The 22,722-nt window shown below is 64.6% G+C and carries 18 protein-coding genes; 6 read left to right on the forward strand and 12 right to left on the reverse strand.

The genetic code is table 11. The features are described 5' to 3' along the window. Positions 1–38: 38 nt before the first annotated feature. A complete protein-coding gene (locus ACVWYP_RS32965; protein ID WP_028341608.1) occupies positions 39–263 on the reverse strand; it encodes a hypothetical protein in 225 nt (74 codons plus the stop codon). Positions 264–470: 207 nt separating this feature from the next. Between ACVWYP_RS32965 and ACVWYP_RS32970 the strand changes: the two genes are divergently transcribed. Beyond that, positions 471–743 (forward strand): hypothetical protein, encoded by a 273-nt coding sequence (locus ACVWYP_RS32970; RefSeq protein WP_304496196.1) that lies wholly within the window; start codon positions 471–473, stop codon positions 741–743. Positions 744–830: 87 nt separating this feature from the next. Here ACVWYP_RS32970 and ACVWYP_RS32975 read toward each other — a convergent pair whose 3' ends face one another. From ACVWYP_RS32975 to ACVWYP_RS32990, 4 genes are all read right to left on the reverse strand, one after another. Continuing rightward, positions 831–1,208 (reverse strand): SPW repeat protein, encoded by a 378-nt coding sequence (locus ACVWYP_RS32975; RefSeq protein ID WP_304496197.1) that lies wholly within the window; start codon positions 1,206–1,208, stop codon positions 831–833. An 18-nt stretch (positions 1,209–1,226) separates the two neighbouring features. Continuing rightward, on the reverse strand, positions 1,227–2,591 hold the full coding sequence (locus ACVWYP_RS32980) for an MFS transporter (protein ID WP_304496198.1): 1,365 nt from the start codon (positions 2,589–2,591) through the stop codon (positions 1,227–1,229). 248 nt (positions 2,592–2,839) lie between these two features. Next, on the reverse strand, positions 2,840–4,522 hold the full coding sequence (gene ggt, locus ACVWYP_RS32985) for a gamma-glutamyltransferase (RefSeq protein ID WP_439711106.1): 1,683 nt from the start codon (positions 4,520–4,522) through the stop codon (positions 2,840–2,842). Positions 4,523–4,778: 256 nt separating this feature from the next. Next, positions 4,779–6,476, reverse strand: coding sequence for an NAD-dependent malic enzyme (locus tag ACVWYP_RS32990; RefSeq protein ID WP_453945932.1), 1,698 nt, complete (start codon positions 6,474–6,476; stop codon positions 4,779–4,781). A gap of 430 nt (positions 6,477–6,906) precedes the next feature. On the opposite strand from ACVWYP_RS32990, the gene ACVWYP_RS32995 reads away from it, so the two are divergent. After that, positions 6,907–7,062 (forward strand): hypothetical protein, encoded by a 156-nt coding sequence (locus ACVWYP_RS32995; protein WP_018272638.1) that lies wholly within the window; start codon positions 6,907–6,909, stop codon positions 7,060–7,062. Between the two features lie 241 nt (positions 7,063–7,303). On the opposite strand, the gene ACVWYP_RS33000 is transcribed toward ACVWYP_RS32995, so the two are convergent. From ACVWYP_RS33000 to ACVWYP_RS33010, 3 genes are all read right to left on the reverse strand, one after another. Beyond that, positions 7,304–8,347: an alpha/beta hydrolase gene (locus tag ACVWYP_RS33000; RefSeq protein ID WP_304496200.1), complete on the reverse strand. Its 1,044-nt coding sequence runs from the start codon at positions 8,345–8,347 to the stop codon at positions 7,304–7,306. A 141-nt stretch (positions 8,348–8,488) separates the two neighbouring features. Then, positions 8,489–9,388, reverse strand: a complete 900-nt coding sequence (locus tag ACVWYP_RS33005) for a helix-turn-helix domain-containing protein (RefSeq protein ID WP_304496201.1) — start codon at positions 9,386–9,388, stop codon at positions 8,489–8,491. Positions 9,389–9,640: 252 nt separating this feature from the next. After that, positions 9,641–10,570 carry an aspartyl/asparaginyl beta-hydroxylase domain-containing protein gene (locus tag ACVWYP_RS33010; protein WP_304496202.1) on the reverse strand — a complete coding sequence of 310 codons (930 nt, stop codon included), beginning with the start codon at positions 10,568–10,570 and terminating at the stop codon, positions 9,641–9,643. A 353-nt stretch (positions 10,571–10,923) separates the two neighbouring features. Here ACVWYP_RS33010 and ACVWYP_RS33015 point away from each other — a divergent pair, with 353 nt between their 5' ends. From ACVWYP_RS33015 to ACVWYP_RS33025, 3 genes are all read left to right on the forward strand, one after another. Beyond that, positions 10,924–12,126 (forward strand): ABC transporter substrate-binding protein, encoded by a 1,203-nt coding sequence (locus tag ACVWYP_RS33015; protein WP_439711107.1) that lies wholly within the window; start codon positions 10,924–10,926, stop codon positions 12,124–12,126. 10 nt (positions 12,127–12,136) lie between these two features. Then, positions 12,137–13,876 (forward strand): FAD-dependent oxidoreductase, encoded by a 1,740-nt coding sequence (locus ACVWYP_RS33020; protein WP_304496203.1) that lies wholly within the window; start codon positions 12,137–12,139, stop codon positions 13,874–13,876. Between the two features lie 198 nt (positions 13,877–14,074). After that, a complete protein-coding gene (locus ACVWYP_RS33025; RefSeq protein WP_304496204.1) occupies positions 14,075–14,881 on the forward strand; it encodes an IclR family transcriptional regulator in 807 nt (268 codons plus the stop codon). A 343-nt stretch (positions 14,882–15,224) separates the two neighbouring features. Here the strand turns inward: ACVWYP_RS33025 and ahcY are convergent, their stop codons facing one another. From ahcY to ACVWYP_RS33040, 3 genes are all read right to left on the reverse strand, one after another. Continuing rightward, a complete protein-coding gene (gene ahcY / locus ACVWYP_RS33030; RefSeq protein ID WP_018272646.1) occupies positions 15,225–16,652 on the reverse strand; it encodes an adenosylhomocysteinase in 1,428 nt (475 codons plus the stop codon). A gap of 255 nt (positions 16,653–16,907) precedes the next feature. Then, a complete protein-coding gene (metK, locus tag ACVWYP_RS33035; RefSeq protein ID WP_304496205.1) occupies positions 16,908–18,104 on the reverse strand; it encodes a methionine adenosyltransferase in 1,197 nt (398 codons plus the stop codon). 60 nt (positions 18,105–18,164) lie between these two features. Beyond that, the gene (locus ACVWYP_RS33040) at positions 18,165–19,520 is read right to left on the reverse strand and encodes a hypothetical protein (protein WP_253639407.1); all 1,356 of its coding nucleotides are present in this window, start codon (positions 19,518–19,520) and stop codon (positions 18,165–18,167) included. Between the two features lie 198 nt (positions 19,521–19,718). Between ACVWYP_RS33040 and ACVWYP_RS33045 the strand changes: the two genes are divergently transcribed. Further along, the gene (locus ACVWYP_RS33045; RefSeq protein WP_304496206.1) at positions 19,719–21,446 is read left to right on the forward strand and encodes a caspase family protein; all 1,728 of its coding nucleotides are present in this window, start codon (positions 19,719–19,721) and stop codon (positions 21,444–21,446) included. 129 nt (positions 21,447–21,575) lie between these two features. Here ACVWYP_RS33045 and ACVWYP_RS33050 read toward each other — a convergent pair whose 3' ends face one another. Continuing rightward, positions 21,576–22,694, reverse strand: a complete 1,119-nt coding sequence (locus tag ACVWYP_RS33050) for a cobalamin-independent methionine synthase II family protein (protein ID WP_304496207.1) — start codon at positions 22,692–22,694, stop codon at positions 21,576–21,578. Positions 22,695–22,722 lie beyond the last annotated feature (28 nt).

Consider the following 22,722-nt stretch of genomic DNA (forward strand, 5'->3'; position numbering starts at 1 on the left):
CCCCGGACTTCAGGTCCGGGACTTTTTGCTGTGCGCGGTCAGCGCATAGTGCCGGGCATGCAGGGCGGCTCGGTGAAGGGGGCGGTCGCGAACGATCCAACCTTCGGCGCGCGCACGCAATCGGTGGTCTTGCTGCTGACCGTCGTTGTCGTCATCGAAGCATTGGCGCGCCGCACCGCAGCGTTGTTGCCGGCGGCGGACGCCTGCGTCGAACAGGCGGCTGCCGCAACCAGCGCAAGCGCTGCGAGGGTCAATTTGGTCATGGGATTTCTCCGTACGGTGGATGAAGCCGACCTAGCTCGGCTCCTGTGATCAGGACCGCGCGCGCCCGGAAATTATTTCATCACGCGCGATCACCGCGCCGCGAGCGCCCGATCACATCAGATGGAGCGGGGAATACCGGAGCGACCGGAGCACTCCATGTCATCAAGGCCGCGCGCAAACGCGGCGATGACGGCATGGAGATTTTCATGATCGATCTTCGACGACCCGGCGTACGGCTTGGCTTGGCTGCGATTATGTCCGCGGCAATGGCGACCGCTTGCTTCGCACAGGCGGCGGTCCGGCAGCCCCGCGCCTACGCGTCAAACGAAACCGCGAGCAGGCCGTGGTCGGCGCCGGTCGGCCATCGCCAGCCGCGCGCCGCCGATATTCCGGCCACGACATCGACATCGCAGCAGGTCATCGATCAGGAGGACGCGATCGTCGACCGCAAGATCAAGGGCATTTGCCGCGGCTGCTAGAGCATGATCCGGAAAAGTGCGAAGCGGTCTTCCGAGGACCATGCTCAAAGACAAAGAGCCACACCTCAGTTTCGCCGGCGGCGGATCTTACTGCCGTTCGGCGGCCTGCGGCGCCGCCGGGCCGAAATGCGTCTTCTCGTACTCGAGCCACAGCTCGAGCAGCGCCATGAAGGCCACCACCGCGCCGGCGGCGATGGCAAAATGCATCGCGCGGGTATGCGCGAAGCCGAGCAGCCAGGGCGAGACGATCAGCCAGCAGCCGACGACCAGGTTGATCCATTCTTCCCAGATCGAGAACGCAACGATCGCCGCCAGCGACATGATCGCGATCGCCGCACCGCTGATCCTGAGATCGACCGCCGCGGTCGGATTGGCCCGCACGAACAGCCACGGCGCAGCGAGCAGGAAAATCGCTGCGACGAGGTTATAGAGATCGAGCGCGGATTCTTTTCGCCACTTCATCATCGATTGCTCCCTTGCTGCTCAAACCCGCTGCTGATGCGCCTCGGGCGCATTGATGTCCCTGCCCGTGTAGTCGGTCATCATCGCGGTCGCGACCAGCGTGATGATTGCGCAAGCCGCGATATAGGCCGCGATCGCGGTCGCCGAATGGAACGTGCCGAACAGCCAGGTCGCGATCAGCGGTGCCGGACCGCCGGCGATCACGGAAGCAAGCTGATAGCCGAGCGAGGCGCCGCTGTAGCGCAGGCGACCAGTAAAGCTCTCTGCGATCAGGGCCGCCTGCGGGCCGTACTGCATGTCGTGCGGAATCAGCGACAGGAAGATCGCGAGGAAGATGATCGTTTCCGATCCGGTGTTAAGCATCGCGAAATAGATGAAGCCGAACACGCCGGTCACGGCAGCGCCGATCATGTACATGTTCTTGCGGCCGATCTGATCGGAGATGTGCCCGCACAGCGGGATCGAGACGAACGACAGCACCGAGGCCGCGAGCACCGCGGTCAGCAGGAAGTCGCGCGAGACGTGCAGCGTTCCGACGCCGTAGGAGAACACGAAGGCGGTGAAGATGTAGAACGGCGCCTGCTCGGACATCCGCGCGAAGGCGGACAGCAGGATCTCCTTCGGATGATCGCGGATCACCGTCAGCATCGGCGTGCGGTCGAGCTGACGCTCGGCCAGCAGCCTGGTGAAGACAGGCGTTTCCAGAATGCCGAGTCGGATGTAGAGGCCGACGCCGACCAGGACGATGCTGAGCGCGAACGGAATGCGCCAGCCCCACGCCAGGAACTGGTCGCCCGACATCTGGCTGAAAGCCAGCACGGCAAGATTGGCGAGGAACAGCCCGCAGGGCACGCCGAATTGCGGCCACGACGCGATCAGGCCGCGCGAGCGATCGTTGCGCGCCCATTCCATCGACATCAGCACCGAGCCGCCCCATTCGCCGCCGACGCCGACGCCCTGGATGAAGCGCAGCACGGTCAGGATCACCGCGCCCCAGATGCCGATGCTGGAATAGGTCGGCACCAATGCGACCGCCGCGGTCGCCAGGCCCATCAACAGCAGCGTCGCGATCAGCGTCGACTTGCGGCCGATTCGGTCGCCATAGTGCCCGAAGATCGCAGCCCCGATCGGCCGCGCGACGAAGCCGACCGCATAGATGGCGAAGGCCTCGAGCGTGCCGACCCAGGGATCGGAATGCGGAAAGAACAGTTTTGCGAAAACCAGGCCGGTGACGGTGCTGTAGAGGAAGAAGTCATACCACTCGATCGCGGTCCCGACGGTGGAGGCGATCACCGCACGGCGCATCTGGAGCTGGTGCTCGGATGGTGTGAGCTGGTTGGCGTCGAGGCCGGGGGTTGGACGAAGCGTTGGGCCAAATGTTGCCATGGGGGTGTCTCCCTCGCAGGCCCCCGGACGGATATTGACGGTAGTTCGTTTGAGTACGAACGATAACGCGCCCCGGAAAGTTCCACCGGAAGTGAACATCGAGGCTTGAACTTTAGTCGGCCACGGCGAGCGACAATCGCCGAAGGCGTCGTCCGCCTCCCGCACCGGGTGGCGGACCATGCTTCGCACATGGCTGCCGGAGCGCCCGGCAGCCGCCGGGCGGCTCCGTCAATCTGCCGCGCTTCGTCTCATGACAGCCCGAGGGCCCGCCCGTCGCTGCGCGGATCATGCGCCCCGGTGATGCTTCCGTCGGCGTCGATCCGGATCGCACCCGGATGTCCCGCGAGCGGGCTCTGGGCCGGTATCGGACTGATTTCGTGGCCTCGCCCGGCGAGCGCCTTGAAGACCTCTTCACCGGCATCCTTCTCCAGCTTCAGGCTGTCGCGCGCATCGGAGAACGTCTTGCCGAGCAGGAAGCGCGGTCGCGACAGCGCGGTGAGCGGATCCATGTTGTAGTCGATCAGCCTGGTCAGCACCGCCGCGAGCGTCTGCGGCTGGCCGTCGGCTCCCTGCGTGCCGTACAGCAGATGCGGCCGTCCGCTCTTGAGAAAGATTCCCGGATTGAGCGTGTGGAACGGCCGCTTGCCCGGCTTGAGGCAGTTGGGGCTGGCCGGGTCGAGGTTGAACGACGCACCGCGGTTGTGCCAGATGATGCCGGTGTCGCCGGCCACCATGCCGCTTCCCCAATCGTAGTAGACGGTTTGCAGCATGCTGACGCAATTGCCGTCCCGGTCGGTCGCGGCGAGATAAACCGTGTCGCCCTTCTTGAACACGTGCGGCCACGGCATCGCCTTCTCGAGGCTGATCGCCTTCGCGCGCGCGTCGAGGTAGCTCGCCGAGAGCAGCTGATTGACCGGAACGTCGACGAATTCCGGATCGCCGATGTAGCGGCCGCGGTCGATGAAGGCCTGCTTCACCGCTTCGACCAGCAGGTGATAGTAGTCCGCGCTCCCTTCCGGATATTTCGCAAGCTCGAAGCGGTCGAGAATGCCCATGATCTCGAGCGTCGTGAGACCTTGCGTCGGCGGACGCAGCCCGAGCAGTTCGCCGCCGCGATAGCCGACGCGCAACGGCGTCTCGTCGCGCGCGCGGCAGCGCGCCAGATCGTCGGCGGTCAGCGGCGAGCCGATCTGCTTCAGTCCGGCCGCAATGCGCGCGGCGAGCTTTCCTTCGTAGAAATCACGCCCGCCATTTGCCGCCAGCATCTCCAGCGATTTCGCGAGTTCGGCCTGAACCAGCGGCTCGCCGATTTCAGGCATCCGGCCGGCGGGCATGAAGATGCGCTGGATGTCGGGCCAGTCCTTCAGGTTCTTCGCTTCCATGTCCTGCCAGAAGCGCTGCGACGGCGTGACCGGGAAGCCCTTGCTGGCGTATTCGATCGGGCGCGCGAACAGCGACGCCCAGCTCTGCTTTCCGGCCCACGATTTGCGGCTGAAATCGAACGCCTGGTCCCAGACGTCGACGGTCGTGGCCGCGGTCAGCGCCGACCCCGGCCCCCGGATCGGGACCGAGCCGCTGTAGTTCGGCAGGTTGAGCGCGGCCTGACCCGCGCCGGACAGCGTCCGCACATTCCCCTTGCGGTCACTGATCACCATGAAGCTGTCGCCGCCGAGACCGCTGAAATGCGGATAGGTCACGCACAGCGTGGCACCGATGGCGATGACCGCCTCGATCGCATTGCCGCCCTTGCGCAGCACCTCGAGCCCCGCTTGCGTGGCGAGCTCGTGCGGGCTCGTCACCATGCCTGTCTTCGATCGCGCCAGCGCGCCCGTATTGTCGAGGGCCCAGAGCGCTCGCGGCGCCGCCGCGGCGACCGCCGTGAGCATGGACCCGACCAGCAACTCCCTGCGCGACATGCCAAGATTGGCCATTCGACTTCCCTCCCCGTTTTCTCGTTGTGTCGATGTTGTGCGATCGCGGGCTGCGGACACCGCGACGTCCAAATCCCCGAAGGACCGCCACTGGCATTTGGCATACCAAGATTGAAGAAAATTCTTACTTCGGTCAAGCCCGTTGAGAAGGCGCGAGCGAGGTCGAGTTCGCGCCCCTGCCAGAATCAGGAGGTAGCCAGACCGATGCGGGGCCGCGCGCGGCGCGGAGGATCGCGCCGCGCCGACGCGCCGAGCTCTAAGCCCGATCGCTGCGGCGGTACGGCGCGTAGCGCGGCGTCCAGACCTTGGCGTGAATCCGCGCCTCGACCTGGTCGATCGGAACATCCCTCGCCAATCCCTCCTTGTGGGCCTGCAGCGCGACCGCAAGCGCCACGGTCTGCGAGACGTCGCGCAAGGCGCTGACCGGCGGCAGCAGATTGTGCTTCGGGTTGTCGCGCGCCGGCGAGACGCTGGCCAGCGCCTTGGCGGCGGCCATGAACATGCCGTCGCTGACCCGGCTGGCACCGACCGCGAGCGCGCCGACGCCGACACCCGGGAAGATGTAGGAGTTGTTGGTCTGGTCGACCTTGAAGCGCGCGCCGTCGCGCATGATCGGCGGGAACGGGCTGCCGACGCCGATCAGCGCCCGCGCCTCGGTCCACGCCTCGATATCGACCGGTGTCGCTTCCTCGCGCGAGGTCGGGTTGGACAGCGGGAAGATCACCGGCCGCTTGTTGCATTCGGCCATCGCGCGGACGATCGGTTCGGAGAATGCGCCGGCCTGGCCGGAGACGCCGATCAGCACCGTCGGCCTGGCGTTGCGAACGACGTCGAGCAGCGCGATCTTGTCGGGATGGCTGAGCTGCCAGCTCGCGATCGCCTGCCTGTTCTGCACGAACGGCAGCTGGAACGGGGCGAGCCCGCTCATGCCCTCGAGCAGCAGCCCGTCGCGGTCGACCATGAAGAAGCGCTTCGCCGCCTCGCTCTCCGGCAGGCCGGCATCGACCATCGCGGCGCGGATCAGGCTGGCGATGCCGCAGCCGGCCGAGCCCGCGCCCAGCACGGCGACGCGCTGCTCGGTGAGCGGCACGCCGGTGACGTTGATCGCGGAGAGCAAGGCGCCGGTCGCCACCGCCGCGGTGCCCTGAATGTCGTCGTTGAAGGTCAAGAGCCGGTCGCGATAGCGCTCGAGCATGCGCGTCGCGTTGTTCTTGGCGAAATCCTCCCATTGCAGCAAGACGCGCGGCCAGCGCTTCACGACCGCCGCGACGAACGCCTCGATGAAGTCGTCATAAGCCTGGCCGCGGACGCGCTCGTTGCGCCAGCCGATATAGAGCGGATCGGCGAGGCAATCGGGATTGTCGGTGCCGACGTCGAGCATGATCGGCAGTGTCGTCGCCGGATGCAGGCCGCCGCAGCCGGTGTAGAGCGCGAGCTTGCCGATCGGGATGCCCATGCCGCCGGCGCCCTGGTCGCCGAGGCCGAGGATGCGCTCGCCGTCGGTGACCACAATCGCCTCGACGTGATCGAAGCGCGGATGGGCGAAAATGCGGTCGATCCGGTGCTGATGCGGGATGCTGAGGAACAGCCCGCGCGGCTTGCGGAACAGCCGACTGAATTTTTGGCAGCCCTCGCCGACGGTCGGCGTGTAGACGATCGGCAACAGCTCTTCCAGGTTGCCGACCAGGAGCGCGTAGAACAGCGTCTCGTTGGTGTCCTGCAGCTCGCGCAGAAAGGCATAGCGCTCGATGTCGGTCTCAAAGCTGCGGAGCGCCTCGAGGCGGCGCGAGACCTGTTCGTCCAGCGTCAGAATATTGGGCGGCAGCAGGCCGTGCAGATCGAACGCCTCGCGCTCGGCCTCGGAGAACGCCGTACCCTTGTTCAGCTGCGGATCGGCCAGCAGCTCGTAGCCGCTCAGCGCAGTGGTCGCAAAAGCTCCTGATGACTCCGACATGACAAGGTCCCCTCAATGCGAAACGCCAGATGCAACTGTATCACTTCAGTGTAACGGATCGAGAGCGAAGGGCGTCGTGCTTGCCAAGCGCAATGTTGGCTAAGAGGCGATGAACGGTCGTCCAGGCTCCGGCAACCCACTCCCGCTACGCCTGCGGACAGACATACGTTGGTATAACTTCTCTATTCCTTGTCATGACCTGTGCTGACGCTCGTACAATTGAGCGATGGAGAGGCCATTTTATGCTCGGGGCTACTCTAGCGGACGCACAAATAGCTCCGAACTTCACTCTGCGGAGGCGCGACTAACAGTAGCGATCCTCGTTCTACAGAGGGCGCGAGTTGTGCTCCCGAATCTGTGATCAGGATCACTGCTCCGATTCGTGAATAGCAAGACCGTCACGCATGCGGGTTGTTCAAGGAACACTCAAATGATCGTCAACATTCAGAAGCTGAACGGCCTGTGGCACCTCATCGTCGGGTCGTGCAAGATCCGAACTCCATTCGTGGAGACGCAGGACCGGGAGTGGGTCGTCGCGTACGCCCGGCGCGTCTACCCCGGCGCCAAGGTCTTCGAACGCGACTGATCCTGGCCGTTTCGCTCCTCACGCCCGCACTTCGGACCGTGCTGCAGTGCTCTGCACAACCTCACCTGTCCGGTTAGTAGCAATGGTTGATCTGCTCAAGTTATGAGCGCATCCCCGCCATAAGTCCTGGACTTCGGACATCGCGCACTTCTCAGTATGCGTCCCGGAAAACAAGCCTCGGAGCTCGCTCCGGGGGGTCTTGGACGCGGCGGCCTTAGCCGCCGCGTCGTGATCGGACCCGCTAGTTCGCCAAGGGCTGAAGGCGCTGGCGCACGCCCACATTGGCTTGCTCGATCGCCGCCTCGGTGGAGGGCTCATGGCGCAGGGCGTTCAGCAGCATGAAGTCGTGGATAGTCCCGTTGTAACGAACCGCATCGACGCTGACGCCTGCCTGCTTTAGCTTGCGCGCGTAGGCTTCACCCTCGTCGCGCAGAGGATCGTTCTCAGCGGTGATCACGAGCGCGGGTGGCAGGCCCTTGAGGTGATCGATGCTGGCGCGGAGCGGCGAGACATAGGGATTGTCTCGGGTCCGAGCGTCCGGTGCATAGAGGTCCCAGCCATATTTCATGAAGGCGCGCGCCAGGAAGCGTCCGGTTCCATATTCGCGGTACGACTCGGTATCGACGCTCGCGTCGGTCGCCGGAACAAAGAGTATCTGGTAACCGACCTTGGGTCCGTTGCGGTCCTTCGCCATCAGAGTAAGCGCGGCGGTCATGTTGCCGCCGACGGAATTGCCGGCCACCGCAATGCGGCTGCCATCCGCGCCAAACTCACCTGCATGCGCGGCAACCCATTTCAGCGCGGCATAGCATTCCTCCAGCTGTGTCGGAAACTTCGCCGACGGAAGCGGCGTGTACTCGACGAACACACCAATCTGGCCCGAACCGACGACAAGGTCACGCAAGAGGCGCTGGTGGTTCTGGAAGTTACCGACGATCCAGACGCCGCCATGGATGAAAAGCAGCACGCCCGGCTTTTCTCCGACGTGCTCTGGCTTCATAATGAACAGCTTCACCGTGCGGCCGTCCTGACTGATCGTCCGTTCGGTCGTCGTGACGCCGGACATATCGACGGCGGTTTGCGATTGGAGACCGGATAGAATCTCCTGCGGCTTCGGCTGCGGCAGTTCCCAGAAGGGACTTCCGTCCTTGTTGATCTTGGCGAGGAAGGACCGAATCTGAGGATCAATCCGCGGGTCGATCGCGGCGTCGGGCGCCGCTGCGGCAACGTGGGTCACGAGATTTGCTCCGATAATCAAGGCTGCGAGTTTCGCAATTCGGCTCAAGGGAGAGCTCCGTCTGTTCGTCTGTGGAGCCTGGTCACCCCATCCGGACGAGAGCAGGCCTCAGCCAACATTAGGAAGCAGCTTCCCCTGCGTCTGTCCCGTGCCTGCTGTTGTTTTGACCGATCTTGCTGCGCAGCGCCGCTATCGTGCTTTTTGCCGGTACTCCGCCGGCGTGACGCCGGTCGCCCTTTTGAAGGCACGCGTAAAACTCGATTGCGAGGAGAACCGGGACTTTAGTGCGATTTCGCTCAGAGACGACCTGTTCGTCGCTAGCAACGCCTTCGCCGCCTCGAGGCGGCGCTGGCTGACGTAACGATGCGGAGGCACCCCCATTGCCGCAGCGAACGCCCGAGTAAAATGAAAGACGCTGAGACAAGCGACGTCGGCGAGTTCAGTTACCGTAACGTCGTCATCGATATGCTCTTCGACGTAGGCGAGCACGCGCTTCAGCCTGCCATTTTCCAAACGTTGAGCGGAGACCGACACGCCGCCGGCGATCATGGACTCGGCGTGCGCTTGCATGAGCCGCGCAGCGAGGAAGAATGACGAGGTTTCCGCCAGCATGCGCCCCGCCGCGGTCGGGCATTCCATCTCCGACAGCATCGACAGCCCGATCTGCCTGATCACTTCATCCTGCACACCGGATGAATAGCGGACCGAATTGCCAGGCAGTAGGGGCAGATTGTAATCATGACTTAGCCGCGCAAATGCCGAAGTGGGCACATATAAGTGCAGGGCGCGCACCTCGCTCGCGGAGATACGGATTTCGTCGGCCTTGGCTCCGACCGGATTGAGCCAGATTGTCCCTGTCTGCAACGGCACCGGGTGCCATTTTCCGGCCACCTTGCAGGTCGCAACGGCTTCGTCCGAACCACGGACTGCAACGGTCACTTCGACGTGCGACGCAAGGGCAGTAGGCTGCCCCTGCCAGCTGCGGTGTGTTCGAAGGTCGGCAGATATTGTGGACCAGCCCAAACCATCAGACGACTTGAGCAGCGTCGATTCCGGGTACTTCAGATTTCCCTGTGTTTGGCCTTGCATGAGACTCCAAGCCACCTTACGGACGATTTAAGACTGTGCCAGCGCACCCCGAACAGAAAGGCAATATCCGCGCCACTGCCACGGCGGCTCTCGCTTGAGATCTCGTTTGCGTCAAAAGCGCAACACACTCAAGTCCGGCGCACATATCGCTGTTGCTCCTGCGAGCGGACGTCACGCATCACTACACGCCCAAAAAAGGCAAAAGCCCCGGATTGCTCCAGGGCTCTGCTTTTCAGCGCGGCAACGCCGCGATCAATGCAACGCCGACATTACGATCAGGCCGAGGATCAGCGCGGTCGCGGAATATTTGAGCGTGTAATACACGTTCCGATTCCACTCCTTCACCTTGCGGCTGGCGAGATGGACCTCGTAGAGCTTGCCGAACACCTTGTTCAGCGCGCCGACATGCTCGCCGTCGACGTTCTGGGTGGCCGACGCCTTGACGATGTTGTGGCTGACCCAGCGGTTCATCGCCGTCATGAAGCCGTACTTCATCGGGCGCTCGACGTCGCAGAACAGGATGATGCGGTTGACGTCGGTCTTGTTCTCGGCGCTGTGGATGAAGGTCTCGTCGAACATGAAGGCCTCGCCGTCGCGCCAGACGCATTCGACGCCGTCGACGAGGATGCGGCACTGTTTCGAGTTCGGCGTCACCAGGCCAAGGTGATAGCGCAACGAGCCGGCGAAGGGATCGCGGTGCGCCCCAAGCTTGCCGCCCGGCGGCAGCATCGCGAACATCGCGCCATGCACGTTCGGGATCGAGTTGAGCAGCTCCACCGTCTTCGGGCACAGCGTCCGCGCCGAGGGCAGGAAGTCGTCGTACCATTTCAGATAGAAGCGCTTCCAGCCGCTCTTGAAGAAGGAATAGAAGCCCCAGTCGTTGTTCTTGGCCGCGGCGCGGATGAAGCCCTCGTCGAACAGGCGCGTGGCCTCGTCGCGGATCGTCTCCCAATTGTCGGAGAGCTTCTTGAGCTCGGGAAACTGCTCGACCGGAATCACCGGCGTGTTTGATACCGCGGAGCCGGCATACATCAGCACATTGTAGGGCGCGAGGTAGGTCGAGTGATCGCCGAGCTGGCGGGCGAAGCGCAACCGCTGCTTGCCGCGGAAGTGAACGTAGAGCGTAGAGACCACCAGCACGTAAAGAATGACGAGCTGCGGCGCGAAGAGCTGTCTCAACATGATCCGTCTATGATCGCTGCCCGCCGACGCCCTTCATGCCCCGCCCCGCAGGAGCCTTGCCCTTCACGGGTGGCCCGGTCCGGGCGGCGAAACGCGTCGCCGTCCGCGAAAATTCCCCTGTTTCATAGTGACTTGGCACTGCGGCGCGGTCTGGCAAATGAGCCGGAAGCCTTGCCGCGGTGCCGTCCCGGACGAGCCATGTAAGCGTTCGCTCACCAAATGTGAAGCGCCGCGCCGCACGGGCGCCAACTTTGTGACACTATTCACACACTTAATTCGCCATTGACAAACTGATTAGACAATTCCTAATCCTGAGATGACCCGCCGAAGAGCGCGGACATCCAAAGGGAGGAATGATGAGACAGTTTTTGGCGGCAGCCATTGTCGCGGCGATGACCACGGCCGCTCACGCCCAGGTTTCCGATGACGTCGTGCGCATCGGGGTGCTGACCGACCTGTCGAGCTGGGGACGCGACAATTCGGGCCCGGGCTCGGTCGAGGCAGCCAGGATGGCGGTGGAGGAATTCGGCCCCACCGTGCTCGGCAAGCCGATCGAGATCATCTCCGCCGACCACCAGATGAAGACCGATGTCGGCGTGCAGATCGCGCGCGGCTGGTTCGATAACGGCAAGGTCGACGCGGTCGTCGACATCCCGAATTCCGGCATCGCGATCGCCGTGCACAACATGGTGCGCGAGCGCAACAAGATCGCGCTCCTCTCCGGCCCCGGCGCGAGCTCGCTGACCGACGAATTGTGCAGCCCCAACACGGTGCATTTCGCCTACGACACCTACGCGCTATCCAAGGTGACGGCCTCGGCCGTGATCAAGGAAGGCGGCAAGTCCTGGTTCTTCGTCACCGCGGATTACGCCTTCGGCCAGCAGCTCGAGAAGGACGCGACGCGCTTCATCAACGAGATGGGCGGCAAGGTGCTCGGCGGCGTCAAGCATCCGACCAACACCGCCGACTTCTCCTCCTTTGCGCTGCAGGCGCAGAGCTCGAAGGCCGACGTGGTGGCGTTCGCCAACGCCGGCCAGGACACCGACAATTCGATCAAGCAGTCCGGCGAGTTCGGCCTCGTGCAGGGCGGCCAGAAGCTGGTCGGCCTTCTGATGTTCGACACCGACGTGCATGCAATCGGGCTCAACGCCGCGCAGGGCACCTACATGACGACGGCATCGTACTGGAACATGGACGAGAAAACGCGCGCCTGGTCGAAGAAGTTCTACGCCCGCGCCAATGTGATGCCGACCATGATCCAGACCGGCGTCTACGGCTCGGTGCTGCATTATCTCAAGGCGATCCAGGCCGCCGGCACCGACGATCCGAAGGCGGTGATGGCCAAGATGCGCGAGCTGCCGATCGAGGACACCTTCGTGCATGGCGGCAAGCTGCGCGAGGACGGCCGCGTGATCCGCGACATGTATCTGGCGAAGGTGAAGAAGCCTTCGGAATCCAAGGAGCCGTGGGATTATCTCGACATCGTCAAGACGGTGAAGGGCGAGGACGCCTATCGTCCGGTCTCCGAGTCGAAGTGCCCGCTGCTCAAGAAATAGGATCGATCGCGTGGCCAACGAAGAAACCCAGGAAACGTATCATTGCGACGCGCTGGTCGTCGGCTCCGGCTGCGCCGGGCTGTCGGCGGCGGTCACCGCCGGCGATCACGGCCTCAAGGTCCTGGTGGTCGAGAAGGAGCCGCGGTTCGGCGGCACCACCGCGCGCTCCGGCGGCTGGTTGTGGATTCCCGGCACCTCGCTGGCCAAGGCCTGGGGCATCGAGGAGAGCCCCGATCAGGCCAAAACCTATCTGCGCCATGAGGCCGGCAACAGCTTTGACGCCGCCCGCGTCGATGCGTTCCTGACCGAGGGGCCGAAGGCGGTCGACTTCTTCACCACCAGCACCGCGGTGCGCTTCGACATGCCGCTGACCTTCCCGGACTATCATGCGGAAGCGCCGGGCGGCGCGCAGGGCGGCCGCTCGATGGTGACGCGGCCGTTCGACGCCCACGAGCTCGGCGACGCCCTCAAGGATCTCGGCAGCCCCCTGCCCGAGCTCACCGTGTTCGGCATGATGCTCGGCTCCGGCAAGGAGATCGTGCATTTCATGCGCGCGACGAGATCGCTGACCTCGGCGGCCTATGTCGCCAAACGGTTGTCGAAACACGCCATCGACGTGATGCGCAACGGCCGCGGCATGACGCTGACCAACGGCAACGCGCTCGCCGGACGGCTGGCGAAATCCGCTTTCGACCTCAAGATCCCGCTCTGGCTCAACTCGCCGGTGCGCGAATTGATCGTCGAGAACGGCGCGGTGCATGGCGCAATCGTCGTGCGTGAAGGGCGCACGATCCGCGTCAACGCGAAGCGTGGCGTGGTGCTCGCCTGCGGCGGTTTTCCGCACGACGTCGCGCGACGGCAGAAGATGTTTCCGCATGCCCCTACTGGAAAAGAGCATTACTCGCCGGGCCCTGTCGGCAATACCGGCGACGGCTTGCGCCTTGCGGAATCCGCCGGCGGCCGCGTCGACGACTCGCTGCCGAATGCCGCGGCCTGGGTGCCGGTCTCGGTCACGACGCGCAAGGACGGCTCGAAGGGCGTGATGCCGCATTTCATCGATCGTGCCAAGCCGGGCGTGATCGCGGTGATGGCCGACGGCAGGCGCTTTGCCAATGAAGGCAATTCCTACCACGACTTCGTGCAGGCGATGATCAAGGCGGCGAGGCCCGGCGAGGAGATCGCGGCGCATCTGATCTGCGATCACGAGACGCTGCGCAAATACGGCCTCGGCTGCGTGCCGCCGCGCCCGATGCCGCTCGGCCATCATCTGAAGACCGGCTATCTCAAGCGCGGCGCGACGCTGACGGAGCTCGCCGCGCAGGCCGGCATCGACGCCAAGGCGCTCGAGGCGACCGTCGCGGAGTTCAACAGCACTGCGGCGGAGGGCCGCGATCCCGCCTTCGGCAAGGGCTCGCGCGCCTATAACCGCTACCAGGGCGATGCGCTGCACGGGCCCAATCCCTGCATCGCGCCGATCCAGCACGGTCCGTTCTACGCCATCAAGATGGTGATCGGCGATCTCGGCACCTATGCCGGCATAAGAACCGACGCCAATGCCCGCGCGCTTGACGCCGACGGCCAGCCGATCGCCGGCCTCTATGCCGCCGGCAACGACATGGCGAGCATCATGGGCGGCAACTATCCCGGCGCCGGCATCACGCTCGGGCCCGCGCTGACCTTCGGCTACATCGCGGGCAAGCACATTGCTGGCTCAGAAGGCAGCAGCACGGCGAGAGTCCCGTCATCCTGAGGAGGCCGCAGCGCGGCCGTCTCGAAGGATCGACGGCCTCCGACTGTGGCCGTGCATCCTTCGAGACGCCGCTTCGCGGCTCCTCAGGATGACGGAGGAGAAGACGGATTTGATGCGCCAGGATTGATGTGCCACCTCGCGTCTCGCGGACGGCAAGGTTTCCTGCTAATTGCGAACCCGGAACGCCAACAGGGCCACATGACGAGAGAGAGCCGCGGCATACAGTCGATCGAGGTCGGCGGAGAATTGCTCCGCGCGCTGGCCCGCAGCGGCGAACCGATGATGCTGCGCGATCTCGCGCGCGAAGCCGGCATGCCGCCGGCCAAGGCGCATCCCTATCTGGTCAGCTTTTCCCGCATCGGCCTGATCGAGCAGGACGAGACCACCGGCCGCTACGAGATCGGGGCGCTGGCGCTCGAGCTCGGCCTGATCAGCCTGCGCCGGCAGTCCGCGGTGCGGATCGCAACGCCGCGGATCGCAGCGCTCGCCGACAGCATCAATCACGCGGTGTCGCTGTCGGTCTGGGGCACCCACGGCGCGACCGTGGTACGGCTCGAGGAGCCGAGCCATCCGGTGCATATCGCGATGCGCGTCGGATCGGTGGTGGCGCTGCTCGAGACCGCGACCGGCCGCGCCTTCGCCGCCTTCATGCCGCCGAACGCGATCAGGACCGCGCTCGAGAGCGGCCTCGATCGCCTCGGCGTCGGCTACAATCCGAAACGTCCGCCGGCGGACGCGAAGACAGCCGAGATCCTCGCCGAGGTCCGCAGCCGCGGGCTGGCACGGGCGATCGGCGATCCGCTGCCCGGCGTCAACGCCTTCGCCGCGCCGGTGTTCGATCACGCCGGCCACGTCGCGCTGGTCATCACCGCGATGGGGCCGGAAGGCACCTTCGACGCCAGCTGGGACAGTGCGATCGCCGTCGCGTTGCGGGGCTACGCGGGCGATATCTCGCGGCAGCTGGGGCACGGCACGGCGCGGGGTGTCGATATTGCGGTGAAGTGATCAGAGTGTTCAGCCGCTCTCTCATGCGCATGCGCGGGTGATTACACCGAGAGCTTGGCTGACATCATGAACCCAGAACCATCCTCATCGTCGTCCCGGCGAAGGCCGGGACCCATAACCACCGAAGTTCATTGTTGTGCGATGCTGGAATGACGAGTCCCGCCGACAACATCCGCCGCGGCGTATGGGTCCCGGCCTTCGCCGGGACGACGGCTTGTAGATGCAGGCCGCGCCGCACAATCGGTGTCGCCCTGACGAATGGAGAGGCGCCTGCAAGTCAGCCCAGCAAAAAGCCCCGGACCTTGCCGGGGCTCTTCACTTCATCGCTCGCGATGACCGCGGATCAGTAGCGGTAGTGATCCGACTTGTACGGACCTTCCTGCTTGACGCCGATATAGTCGGCCTGGTCCTTGCGCAGCTCGGTCAGCTTGACGCCGATCTTGGCGAGGTGCAGGCGGGCGACCTTCTCGTCCAGCGTCTTCGGCAGCACGTAGACCTTCTTGGCGTACTTGCTGTCCTTGTTGTTGGCGAACAGCTCGATCTGCGCCAGCGTCTGGTTGGTGAAGGAGGCCGACATCACGAAGGACGGGTGGCCCATCGCATTGCCGAGGTTCACCAGCCGGCCTTCCGACAGCATGATGATGCGGTGCTTGTCGGGGAATTCGATCTCGTCGACCTGCGGCTTGATGTTGGTCCACTTCAGATTGCGCAACGAGGCGATCTGAATCTCGTTGTCGAAGTGACCGATGTTGCAGACGATGGCGCGATCCTTCATCGCGCGCATGTGCTCGATGGTGATGATGTCCTTGTTGCCGGTGGCGGTGACGAAGATGTCGGCGCGCGGCGCCGCGTCTTCCATGGTCACGACCTCATAGCCTTCCATCGCCGCCTGCAGCGCGCAGATCGGATCGACCTCGGAGACCATGACGCGGCAGCCGGCCTGGCGCAGCGAGGCGGCCGAGCCCTTGCCGACGTCGCCGAAACCGGCGACCATCGCGACCTTGCCCGACAGCATCACGTCGGTGCCGCGGCGGATGCCGTCGACCAGCGACTCGCGGCAGCCATAGAGGTTGTCGAACTTCGACTTGGTGACGCTGTCGTTGACGTTGATCGCCGGGAACAGCAGCGTGCCCTTGTTGGCCATCTCGTAGAGGCGATGCACGCCCGTGGTGGTCTCTTCCGAGACGCCCTTGATGTTCTTGGCGATCTCGGCGAACCAGCCCTTCGGCTTCTCCTTCAGGAGGCGCTTGACCAGCGCGTAGAAGATCTCCTCTTCCTCGGAGCCCGGCTTGTCGAGGAAGGCGGTGTCGCCCTGCTCGGCGCGGTAGCCGGCATGCACCAGCATGGTGGCGTCGCCGCCGTCATCGAGGATCATGTTCGGCGTGCCGCCGCCGTGCCAATCGAACAGCTTCGCGGTGTAGTCCCAGTACTCAGTCAGCGTCTCGCCCTTGACGGCGAACACCGGAATGCCGGCGGCGGCGATCGCGGCGGCGGCGTGATCCTGGGTCGAGTAGATGTTGCAGGAGACCCAGCGGATGTCGGCGCCGAGCGCGGCCAGCGTCTCGATCAGCACCGCGGTCTGGATCGTCATGTGCAGCGAGCCCGCGATGCGCGCGCCCTTCAGCGGCTGCTTGGGGCCATACTCCTCGCGGGTGGCCATCAGGCCGGGCATCTCGGTCTCGGCCAGCGAGATCTCCTTGCGGCCGAAATCGGCGAGCGCAATGTCCTTGACGATGTAGTCGGTGAAGCCGGGCTTCGTGGGGGCGTTCATGTCGGTTTCCTAATGAGTGAATTCAGCGTGTCAGCAACAAAGCGAGCGGAACGCGATGTGGCACGATCTTCTCCCTCTCCCCGTTCTTACGGGGAGAGGGCTGGGGTGAGGGGCTCTACCCACGAGACGAACTCGCGGAGAGTCCCCCTCACCCGCCGCTTCGTGCATAGCCGAAGCTATGCTTTGGCGTTCTCTTCAAGTACGGCCGCCGAAGGCGGCCTACGCTCTCCCCGCAAGCGGTGCGAGGCAAGAGCGTCAGAGCGCGCGCTTCAGCTGCTCGACGAGATCGGTCTTCTCCCAGGAGAAGCCACCCTCATTGTCGGGCGTGCGGCCGAAATGACCGTAGGCCGAGGTGCGCGCGTAGATCGGGCGGTTGAGATCGAGATGGCTGCGGATGCCGCGCGGCGTCAGATCCATCGCCTTGGCCGCCGCCTTCTCGAGCTGATCCTCCGACACCTTACCGGTGCCGTGGGTGTCGATGTAGATCGACAGCGGACGCGCCACGCCGATCGCATAGGCGAGCTGCAGCGTGCAGCGGTCGGCGAGACCGGCCGCGACGATGTTCTTGGCGACATAGCGCGCGGCATAGGCCGCCGAGCGGTCGACCTTGGTCGGATCCTTGCCGGAGAACGCGCCGCCGCCATGCGGAGCCGCGCCGCCATAGGTGTCGACGATGATCTTGCGGCCGGTCAGGCCGGAGTCGCCGTCGGGACCGCCGATGAAGAACTTGCCGGTCGGATTGATGTGCCAGATCGTCTTGTCGCTGATCCACTCCTTCGGCAGCGCCTCGCGGACATAGGGCTCGACGATGTCGCGGATCTGCTTGGACGACAGGTCCTCGACCAGATGCTGGTGCGAGACCACGATCTCGCGGACGCCGACCGGCTTGCCGTTCTCGTACTGCACCGTGACCTGGCTCTTGGAGTCCGGACCCAGCACCTTCTCGCGGCCGGAGTGGCGCGCTTCGGAGATCAGCCGCAGGATCTTGTGGGCGTAGAAGATCGGCGCCGGCATCAGGTCCGGCGTCTCGTTGGTGGCGTAACCGAACATGATGCCCTGGTCGCCGGCACCCTCTTCCTTGAGCTCGCCCGGCTGCAGCGCGTCGACGCCCTGCGCGATGTCGGCCGACTGCGGATGCAGCAGGATCTCGATGTCGCAGTTCTTCCAGTGGAAGCCGTCCTGCTCGTAGCCGATGTCCTTGATTGCAGAGCGAACCACGCTCTCGATGTGGTCGTTGGTGACCGAGCTCGGGCCGCGCGTTTCGCCGGCGATCACCACCTTGTTGGTGGTCGCGAGCGTCTCGCACGCCGCGCGGATCTGCCACGGGTCGATGCCCGCTTTCGGTCCCTCGCGATAGAACAGATCGACGATCTCATCCGAAATACGATCACAGACCTTGTCCGGATGGCCTTCCGAGACCGACTCGCTGGTGAACAGGTAAGACGCGCGCATCAAGCAAACCCCTTGTTAAGTCGAAGTCCGACGTTGGTTGGTGAATATGTCCCCGGCATGTCAGTCTCGTCGCCGCGAGATGACGTAGGATTCGTCGTAGAACCACAGCCCGTTGTGTTTGCGGAGAACTTCGCGTGTGGCTTCGAGAGCTCGTCCGTTTTCGGTCGTTTCGGTCAGCCGCTCATCTTCGATCTGCGCGACATACACCGCCGCATTCCACGCAGCAAAGGCCGTCGAGGTTCCGATCGAGCCGGTTACCTCATTGGGCAGCGCTTCCATATCATATCGGAAGATCGAACGGTTATCGGCGTAGGCGTTGAAGTTCAGCTCGCGTCCGGCGGAGCCCAGTTCGTATTTCACCGCGCGCAGTATCTCATGACGGCTGACGGCGAAAGGATTTTCTCCGGGCCAGACCGCTTGAATGATTTCAAGTCCGGGGTCGCCGCCGTGGGAGTGGATTCCTATCAGCCGTCCGCCGCCGCGCAGCGCGCGGGCCAGCGGCGCGATGATCCGCTTGGCGCGGAAGTTCACCGAGGATTTAGCACGGTAGGGTTGCGAGGCGATCACAAGATCGAAATTGGCTTCGGTGCGGCCGGCCCGCGGAATGATGGAATCGAGCAGAAACCGGTGATCGTCCCGGTACAGGACCAGCGCCACCGGCCGCTCATAGATCGGCATCGCATTGCCGGGGCTGAGATTGGCGCGCCAGTTCTGCTCCAGGAATGGACCGAGTTCGGCGATTTGCGCCTCGAATTCGCCCGAGGAAGCGCCCCGCAGGGCTACCTCGTGCCAGATCATGCTGGCAGCCGCCGCGGAGTTCTTCGGCGTCAGCCAGGGCGCCTCGGCGTAATACATGTTGGTGAACACGAAGACGCTGGCCGGATGCTCGAACAGGCGATCAGGGACCTTGTCGAGGGTGAGGCGGACGTCCTCGAGGCTCAGTTCCTTGCCGGCGACATAGAACGGCATATGTGGGAAGCGGCCATGCATGGCGCGCAGGACCCGCGCCAGCACGGTGCCGTCGCCCATTCCGGCATCGAACACCCGCAGCGCCGGCGGCCGCGGGTGGATGGCCGCCAATTCCAGCGCAACCCGGTCGGCGATCACCCGCTTCTCGCTGCAGGTGTGGACGAACAGCAAATAGCGCTGGCGGTTCTCGAAGAACCGGAAATTGCCCCGTGGATCGCGCTTTTCCGGCGGCACCACGAGGCCGCGCGGCGGCGCCACGCCGCCCGGCGTCGAGGTCGCGATGAAGGCGTTGATGCGGTCGAGCGTATCGATGGTGATGCGCTTGCCCTCGCGCAGCCGGTACACCAGCTTGCCGTCATTGACGGCACGGCGGCCGAACGTCGTCTCCGCCATGTCGGAGCGGCGGCAGAAATCCGTGATCTGGCTGAGGATTTCGTCGTTCTTCATGGCGCCTGGGGTGGGCAGCGGCGAGTGGGACGGAAGTGGGCAGAAGTGATGACTGACAGCGTGTTATCACCATTTTCCCACCAGTTGAACCCCCCTCTGCTGCCCGATCACCAAACAGTCAGGACCGCCCCCCTGGACCGTCTCTTGGACCGCCCTGCCGTCGTCGATCGCCATGACGGCTTTACCCCCGGATGACCGATGCGCCGCCTGCTCCTGATCCCCGCCCTCCTGGCCGCTCTGCTCTGGTCGGCGCCCTGTTTCGCCCAGGCGCGCTCCCAGCTCGGCCCGCTCTGCACGACCGAGACCACGCCGGCCGACCAGATGATCGACGCCTGCACCAAGATCATCGCGCTGAAGGTGTTTTCCGGCGAGAAGCTCGCGACCATCTATTTCTGGCGCGCGGTCGGTTGGAACAAGAAGGGCAACTATGCCCAGGTGATATCCGACGCCACCGAGGCGCTGCGCCTGAAGCCTAGCACCGCCGTCTACAATCTCCGGGGCTCGGCCTATTTCGACAAGGGCGAGTACGACATCGCGATCGCCGACTTCAACGATGCGCTGCGCATGGGGCCGCCGAGCGGCATCATCTTCCACAATCGCGGCAACGCCTATCGCAGCAAGGGCGACTACGCCAAGGCGATCGCCGACTATGACGCTGCGATCAAGGCCGGTCCGAAGTCAGCCTTCTCCTATCAGAACCGCGGCGCCTCGAAGCGGGCACTCGGCGATCTCGATGGCGCGCTCGCAGACATCAACGAGGCGGTCAGGATCGACCCGTCGCTGCCGCAGCCGCTGATCAGCCGCGCCGTGATCTGGCGCGCCAAGGGCGAGATCGAGCGCGCGATTGCGGACACGACGGAGGCAATCCGGCTCGCCAAGGCCAAGGCGCCCGTCAACATCATGACGCCGCCCGGCAGCGTGCTGATCTCGGCCTATACCCAGCGCGGCCTCAGCTATGAAGCGAAGGGTGATGCTGCGCATGCCAAGGAAGATTACGCCTCGGTGCTCGAAGGCGTGGCATCCGATGCCGGCAGCAAGGCCAACCAGGCCACCGCGAAGGTACGGCTCGCGCTGCTCAAGGAGGCCGACGCAGCACCGCGCAAGACCGCGGCGGCGCCGGCCGCCGAGAGCAGCCCGGCCGCGCCACCGGCCGCTTCCGTCACGGCACCGGCCCCGCCCGCCGCGCCGCCCCCGGCGGCAGCAACCGGCCGGCGCGTTGCGCTGGTGATCGGCAACGGCGCCTACGCGCATGTCAAGGCGCTGCCCAATCCGCCCAACGATGCGCGCGCCATCGCCAGGAGCCTGCGCGACATCGGCTTCACCGTCTCCGAGGGGCTCGATCTCGATCGCGGCACGATGCAGAAGACGATCAACGATTTCCTGCGCGAGGCGGCGCGGTCGCAGATTGCCGTGGTCTACTATGCCGGTCATGGCGTGCAGGTCGACGGCCGCAACTATCTCGTGCCGGTCGACATCGAGTTCAAGCCGGGCAGCCGCGCCACCGACGCGATGGTCGACATGGACACCATCATGGCCGGGCTCGACGACCAGATCCGCACCAACATCCTGATCCTCGATGCCTGCCGCAACAATCCGATGGCGCCGCAGCTCGCCTCCGCAGGTCCAAGCCGCGGCATCGAAGCGGGCTCCGGCCTTGCCGCGCCCGCCTCGCTTGGATCGGGCTCGACGCTCGGCGCCGGCACGCTGATCGCGTTTGCGACCGCGCCGGGCCAGGTCGCGCTCGACGGCGAAGGCGCCAACAGCCCGTTCTCGGCGGCGCTGTCGCGCCATGTCGGCACGCCCGGCCTCGAGGTGCAGCAGATGCTGACGCGGGTCCGCGCCGAGGTCGTCGCCGCGACCAAGGGCAAGCAGGTGCCGTGGTCGAACTCGTCGCTGCTCGGCGAGGTCTACCTGGCGGAGCAATGATGGTGCGACGGGACAGCGTCACTCCGGGGCGACGCGCAGCGTCGAACCTCAGGGGCGCAATTGTGCCCCGGGGAATCTCGAGATTCCGGGCCTGGTGCTCGCGCACCATCCCGGAATGACGCTAGCGCGTCACTTCCCCCACACCTCGTTCGCGACCTCGACCGCGAGCCGCAGCTTGGCCCACTGCTCTTCCTCGGAGAGGATGTTGCCTTCCTCGGTCGAGGCAAAGCCGCATTGCGGCGACACCGCGAGCTGCTCGATCGGGGCAAATTTGGATGCCTCCTCCAGCCGCCGCTTGATGTCGTCCTTCTGCTCGAGCTCGCCGAACTTCGAGGTGATGACGCCGACCACCACGACCTTGTTGCCCTTGGGCAGGAAGCGCAGCGGCTCGAAGCCGCCGGCGCGGTCGGAATCATATTCGAGGAAGTAGCCGTCGTAATTCGTGCCGGCGAGCAGGGTCTCGGCGACCGGCTCGTAGCCGCCGGAGGAGATCCAGGTCGAGCGGAAATTGCCGCGGCAGACATGGGTCGTGATCACCATGTCGGACGGACGGTCGGCGATCGCATAGTTGATGACGCGGGCGTAGATCTCCTGCAAACCGTCCGGATTGTCGCCGCGGTCGCGCGACTTCTGCAATTCCTCCTGCGAGCACAGATAGGCCCACACCGTGTCGTCGAATTGCAAATAGCGGCAGCCGGCATCGTAGAACGCCTTGACCGCCTTGCGGTAGGTCTTGCCGAGATCCTGATAGAATTCCTCGAGGTCCGGATAGACTTCCTTCGAGATCAGCTTGCGGCCGCCGCGGAAATGCAGCACCGCCGGCGAGGGGATCGTCATCTTCGGCGTGACATGCGCCTGGTCGGCGTACTTCTTCAGGAAGCGGAAGTGATCGAGCATCGGGTGATGATCGGAGAAATCCAGCTTGCCGATCACCCTGATGGCGTCGTGCCGGGTCTGCACGCCCGCGAACTGGATGCCCATATCGGGATGGAACAGCTCACAGCCGGTCAGATGGCTGAGGAAATCGAAATGCCACCAGGAGCGGCGGAACTCGCCGTCGGTAGCAAGCTTCAGGCCGACCGAGGCCTGCTTGTGCACGACCTTCTCGATTTCCATGTCCTCGACCTTGCGCAGCTCGTCGGCCGAGATCTCGCCCTTCTCCAATCTGGCGCGCGCCTCCTTGATCTTCGGCGGCCGCAACAGGCTGCCGACCTCGTCGGCGCGGAACGGAGGCTTGGTTCGCTGCATGGTCAACTCCCGGACGTTTCCAGTGTGC

This window comes from Bradyrhizobium sp. USDA 3262, assembly GCF_054060035.1.

Bases quoted from the DNA above. Each gene is read 5' to 3' on its own strand.
- ACVWYP_RS32965 (WP_028341608.1), bottom strand. From the start codon at position 263: ATGACCAAATTGACCCTCGCAGCGCTTGCGCTGGTTGCGGCAGCCGCC.
- ACVWYP_RS32970 (WP_304496196.1), top strand. From the start codon at position 471: ATGATCGATCTTCGACGACCCGGCGTACGGCTTGGCTTGGCTGCGATT.
- ACVWYP_RS32975 (WP_304496197.1), bottom strand. From the start codon at position 1,208: ATGATGAAGTGGCGAAAAGAATCCGCGCTCGATCTCTATAACCTCGTC.
- ACVWYP_RS32980 (WP_304496198.1), bottom strand. From the start codon at position 2,591: ATGGCAACATTTGGCCCAACGCTTCGTCCAACCCCCGGCCTCGACGCC.
- ggt (WP_439711106.1), bottom strand. From the start codon at position 4,522: ATGGCCAATCTTGGCATGTCGCGCAGGGAGTTGCTGGTCGGGTCCATG.
- ACVWYP_RS32990 (WP_453945932.1), bottom strand. From the start codon at position 6,476: ATGTCGGAGTCATCAGGAGCTTTTGCGACCACTGCGCTGAGCGGCTAC.
- ACVWYP_RS32995 (WP_018272638.1), top strand. From the start codon at position 6,907: ATGATCGTCAACATTCAGAAGCTGAACGGCCTGTGGCACCTCATCGTC.
- ACVWYP_RS33005 (WP_304496201.1), bottom strand. From the start codon at position 9,388: ATGCAAGGCCAAACACAGGGAAATCTGAAGTACCCGGAATCGACGCTG.
- ACVWYP_RS33010 (WP_304496202.1), bottom strand. From the start codon at position 10,570: ATGTTGAGACAGCTCTTCGCGCCGCAGCTCGTCATTCTTTACGTGCTG.
- ACVWYP_RS33015 (WP_439711107.1), top strand. From the start codon at position 10,924: ATGATGAGACAGTTTTTGGCGGCAGCCATTGTCGCGGCGATGACCACG.
- ACVWYP_RS33025 (WP_304496204.1), top strand. From the start codon at position 14,075: ATGACGAGAGAGAGCCGCGGCATACAGTCGATCGAGGTCGGCGGAGAA.
- ahcY (WP_018272646.1), bottom strand. From the start codon at position 16,652: ATGAACGCCCCCACGAAGCCCGGCTTCACCGACTACATCGTCAAGGAC.
- metK (WP_304496205.1), bottom strand. From the start codon at position 18,104: ATGCGCGCGTCTTACCTGTTCACCAGCGAGTCGGTCTCGGAAGGCCAT.
- ACVWYP_RS33040 (WP_253639407.1), bottom strand. From the start codon at position 19,520: ATGAAGAACGACGAAATCCTCAGCCAGATCACGGATTTCTGCCGCCGC.
- ACVWYP_RS33045 (WP_304496206.1), top strand. From the start codon at position 19,719: ATGCGCCGCCTGCTCCTGATCCCCGCCCTCCTGGCCGCTCTGCTCTGG.
- ACVWYP_RS33050 (WP_304496207.1), bottom strand. From the start codon at position 22,694: ATGCAGCGAACCAAGCCTCCGTTCCGCGCCGACGAGGTCGGCAGCCTG.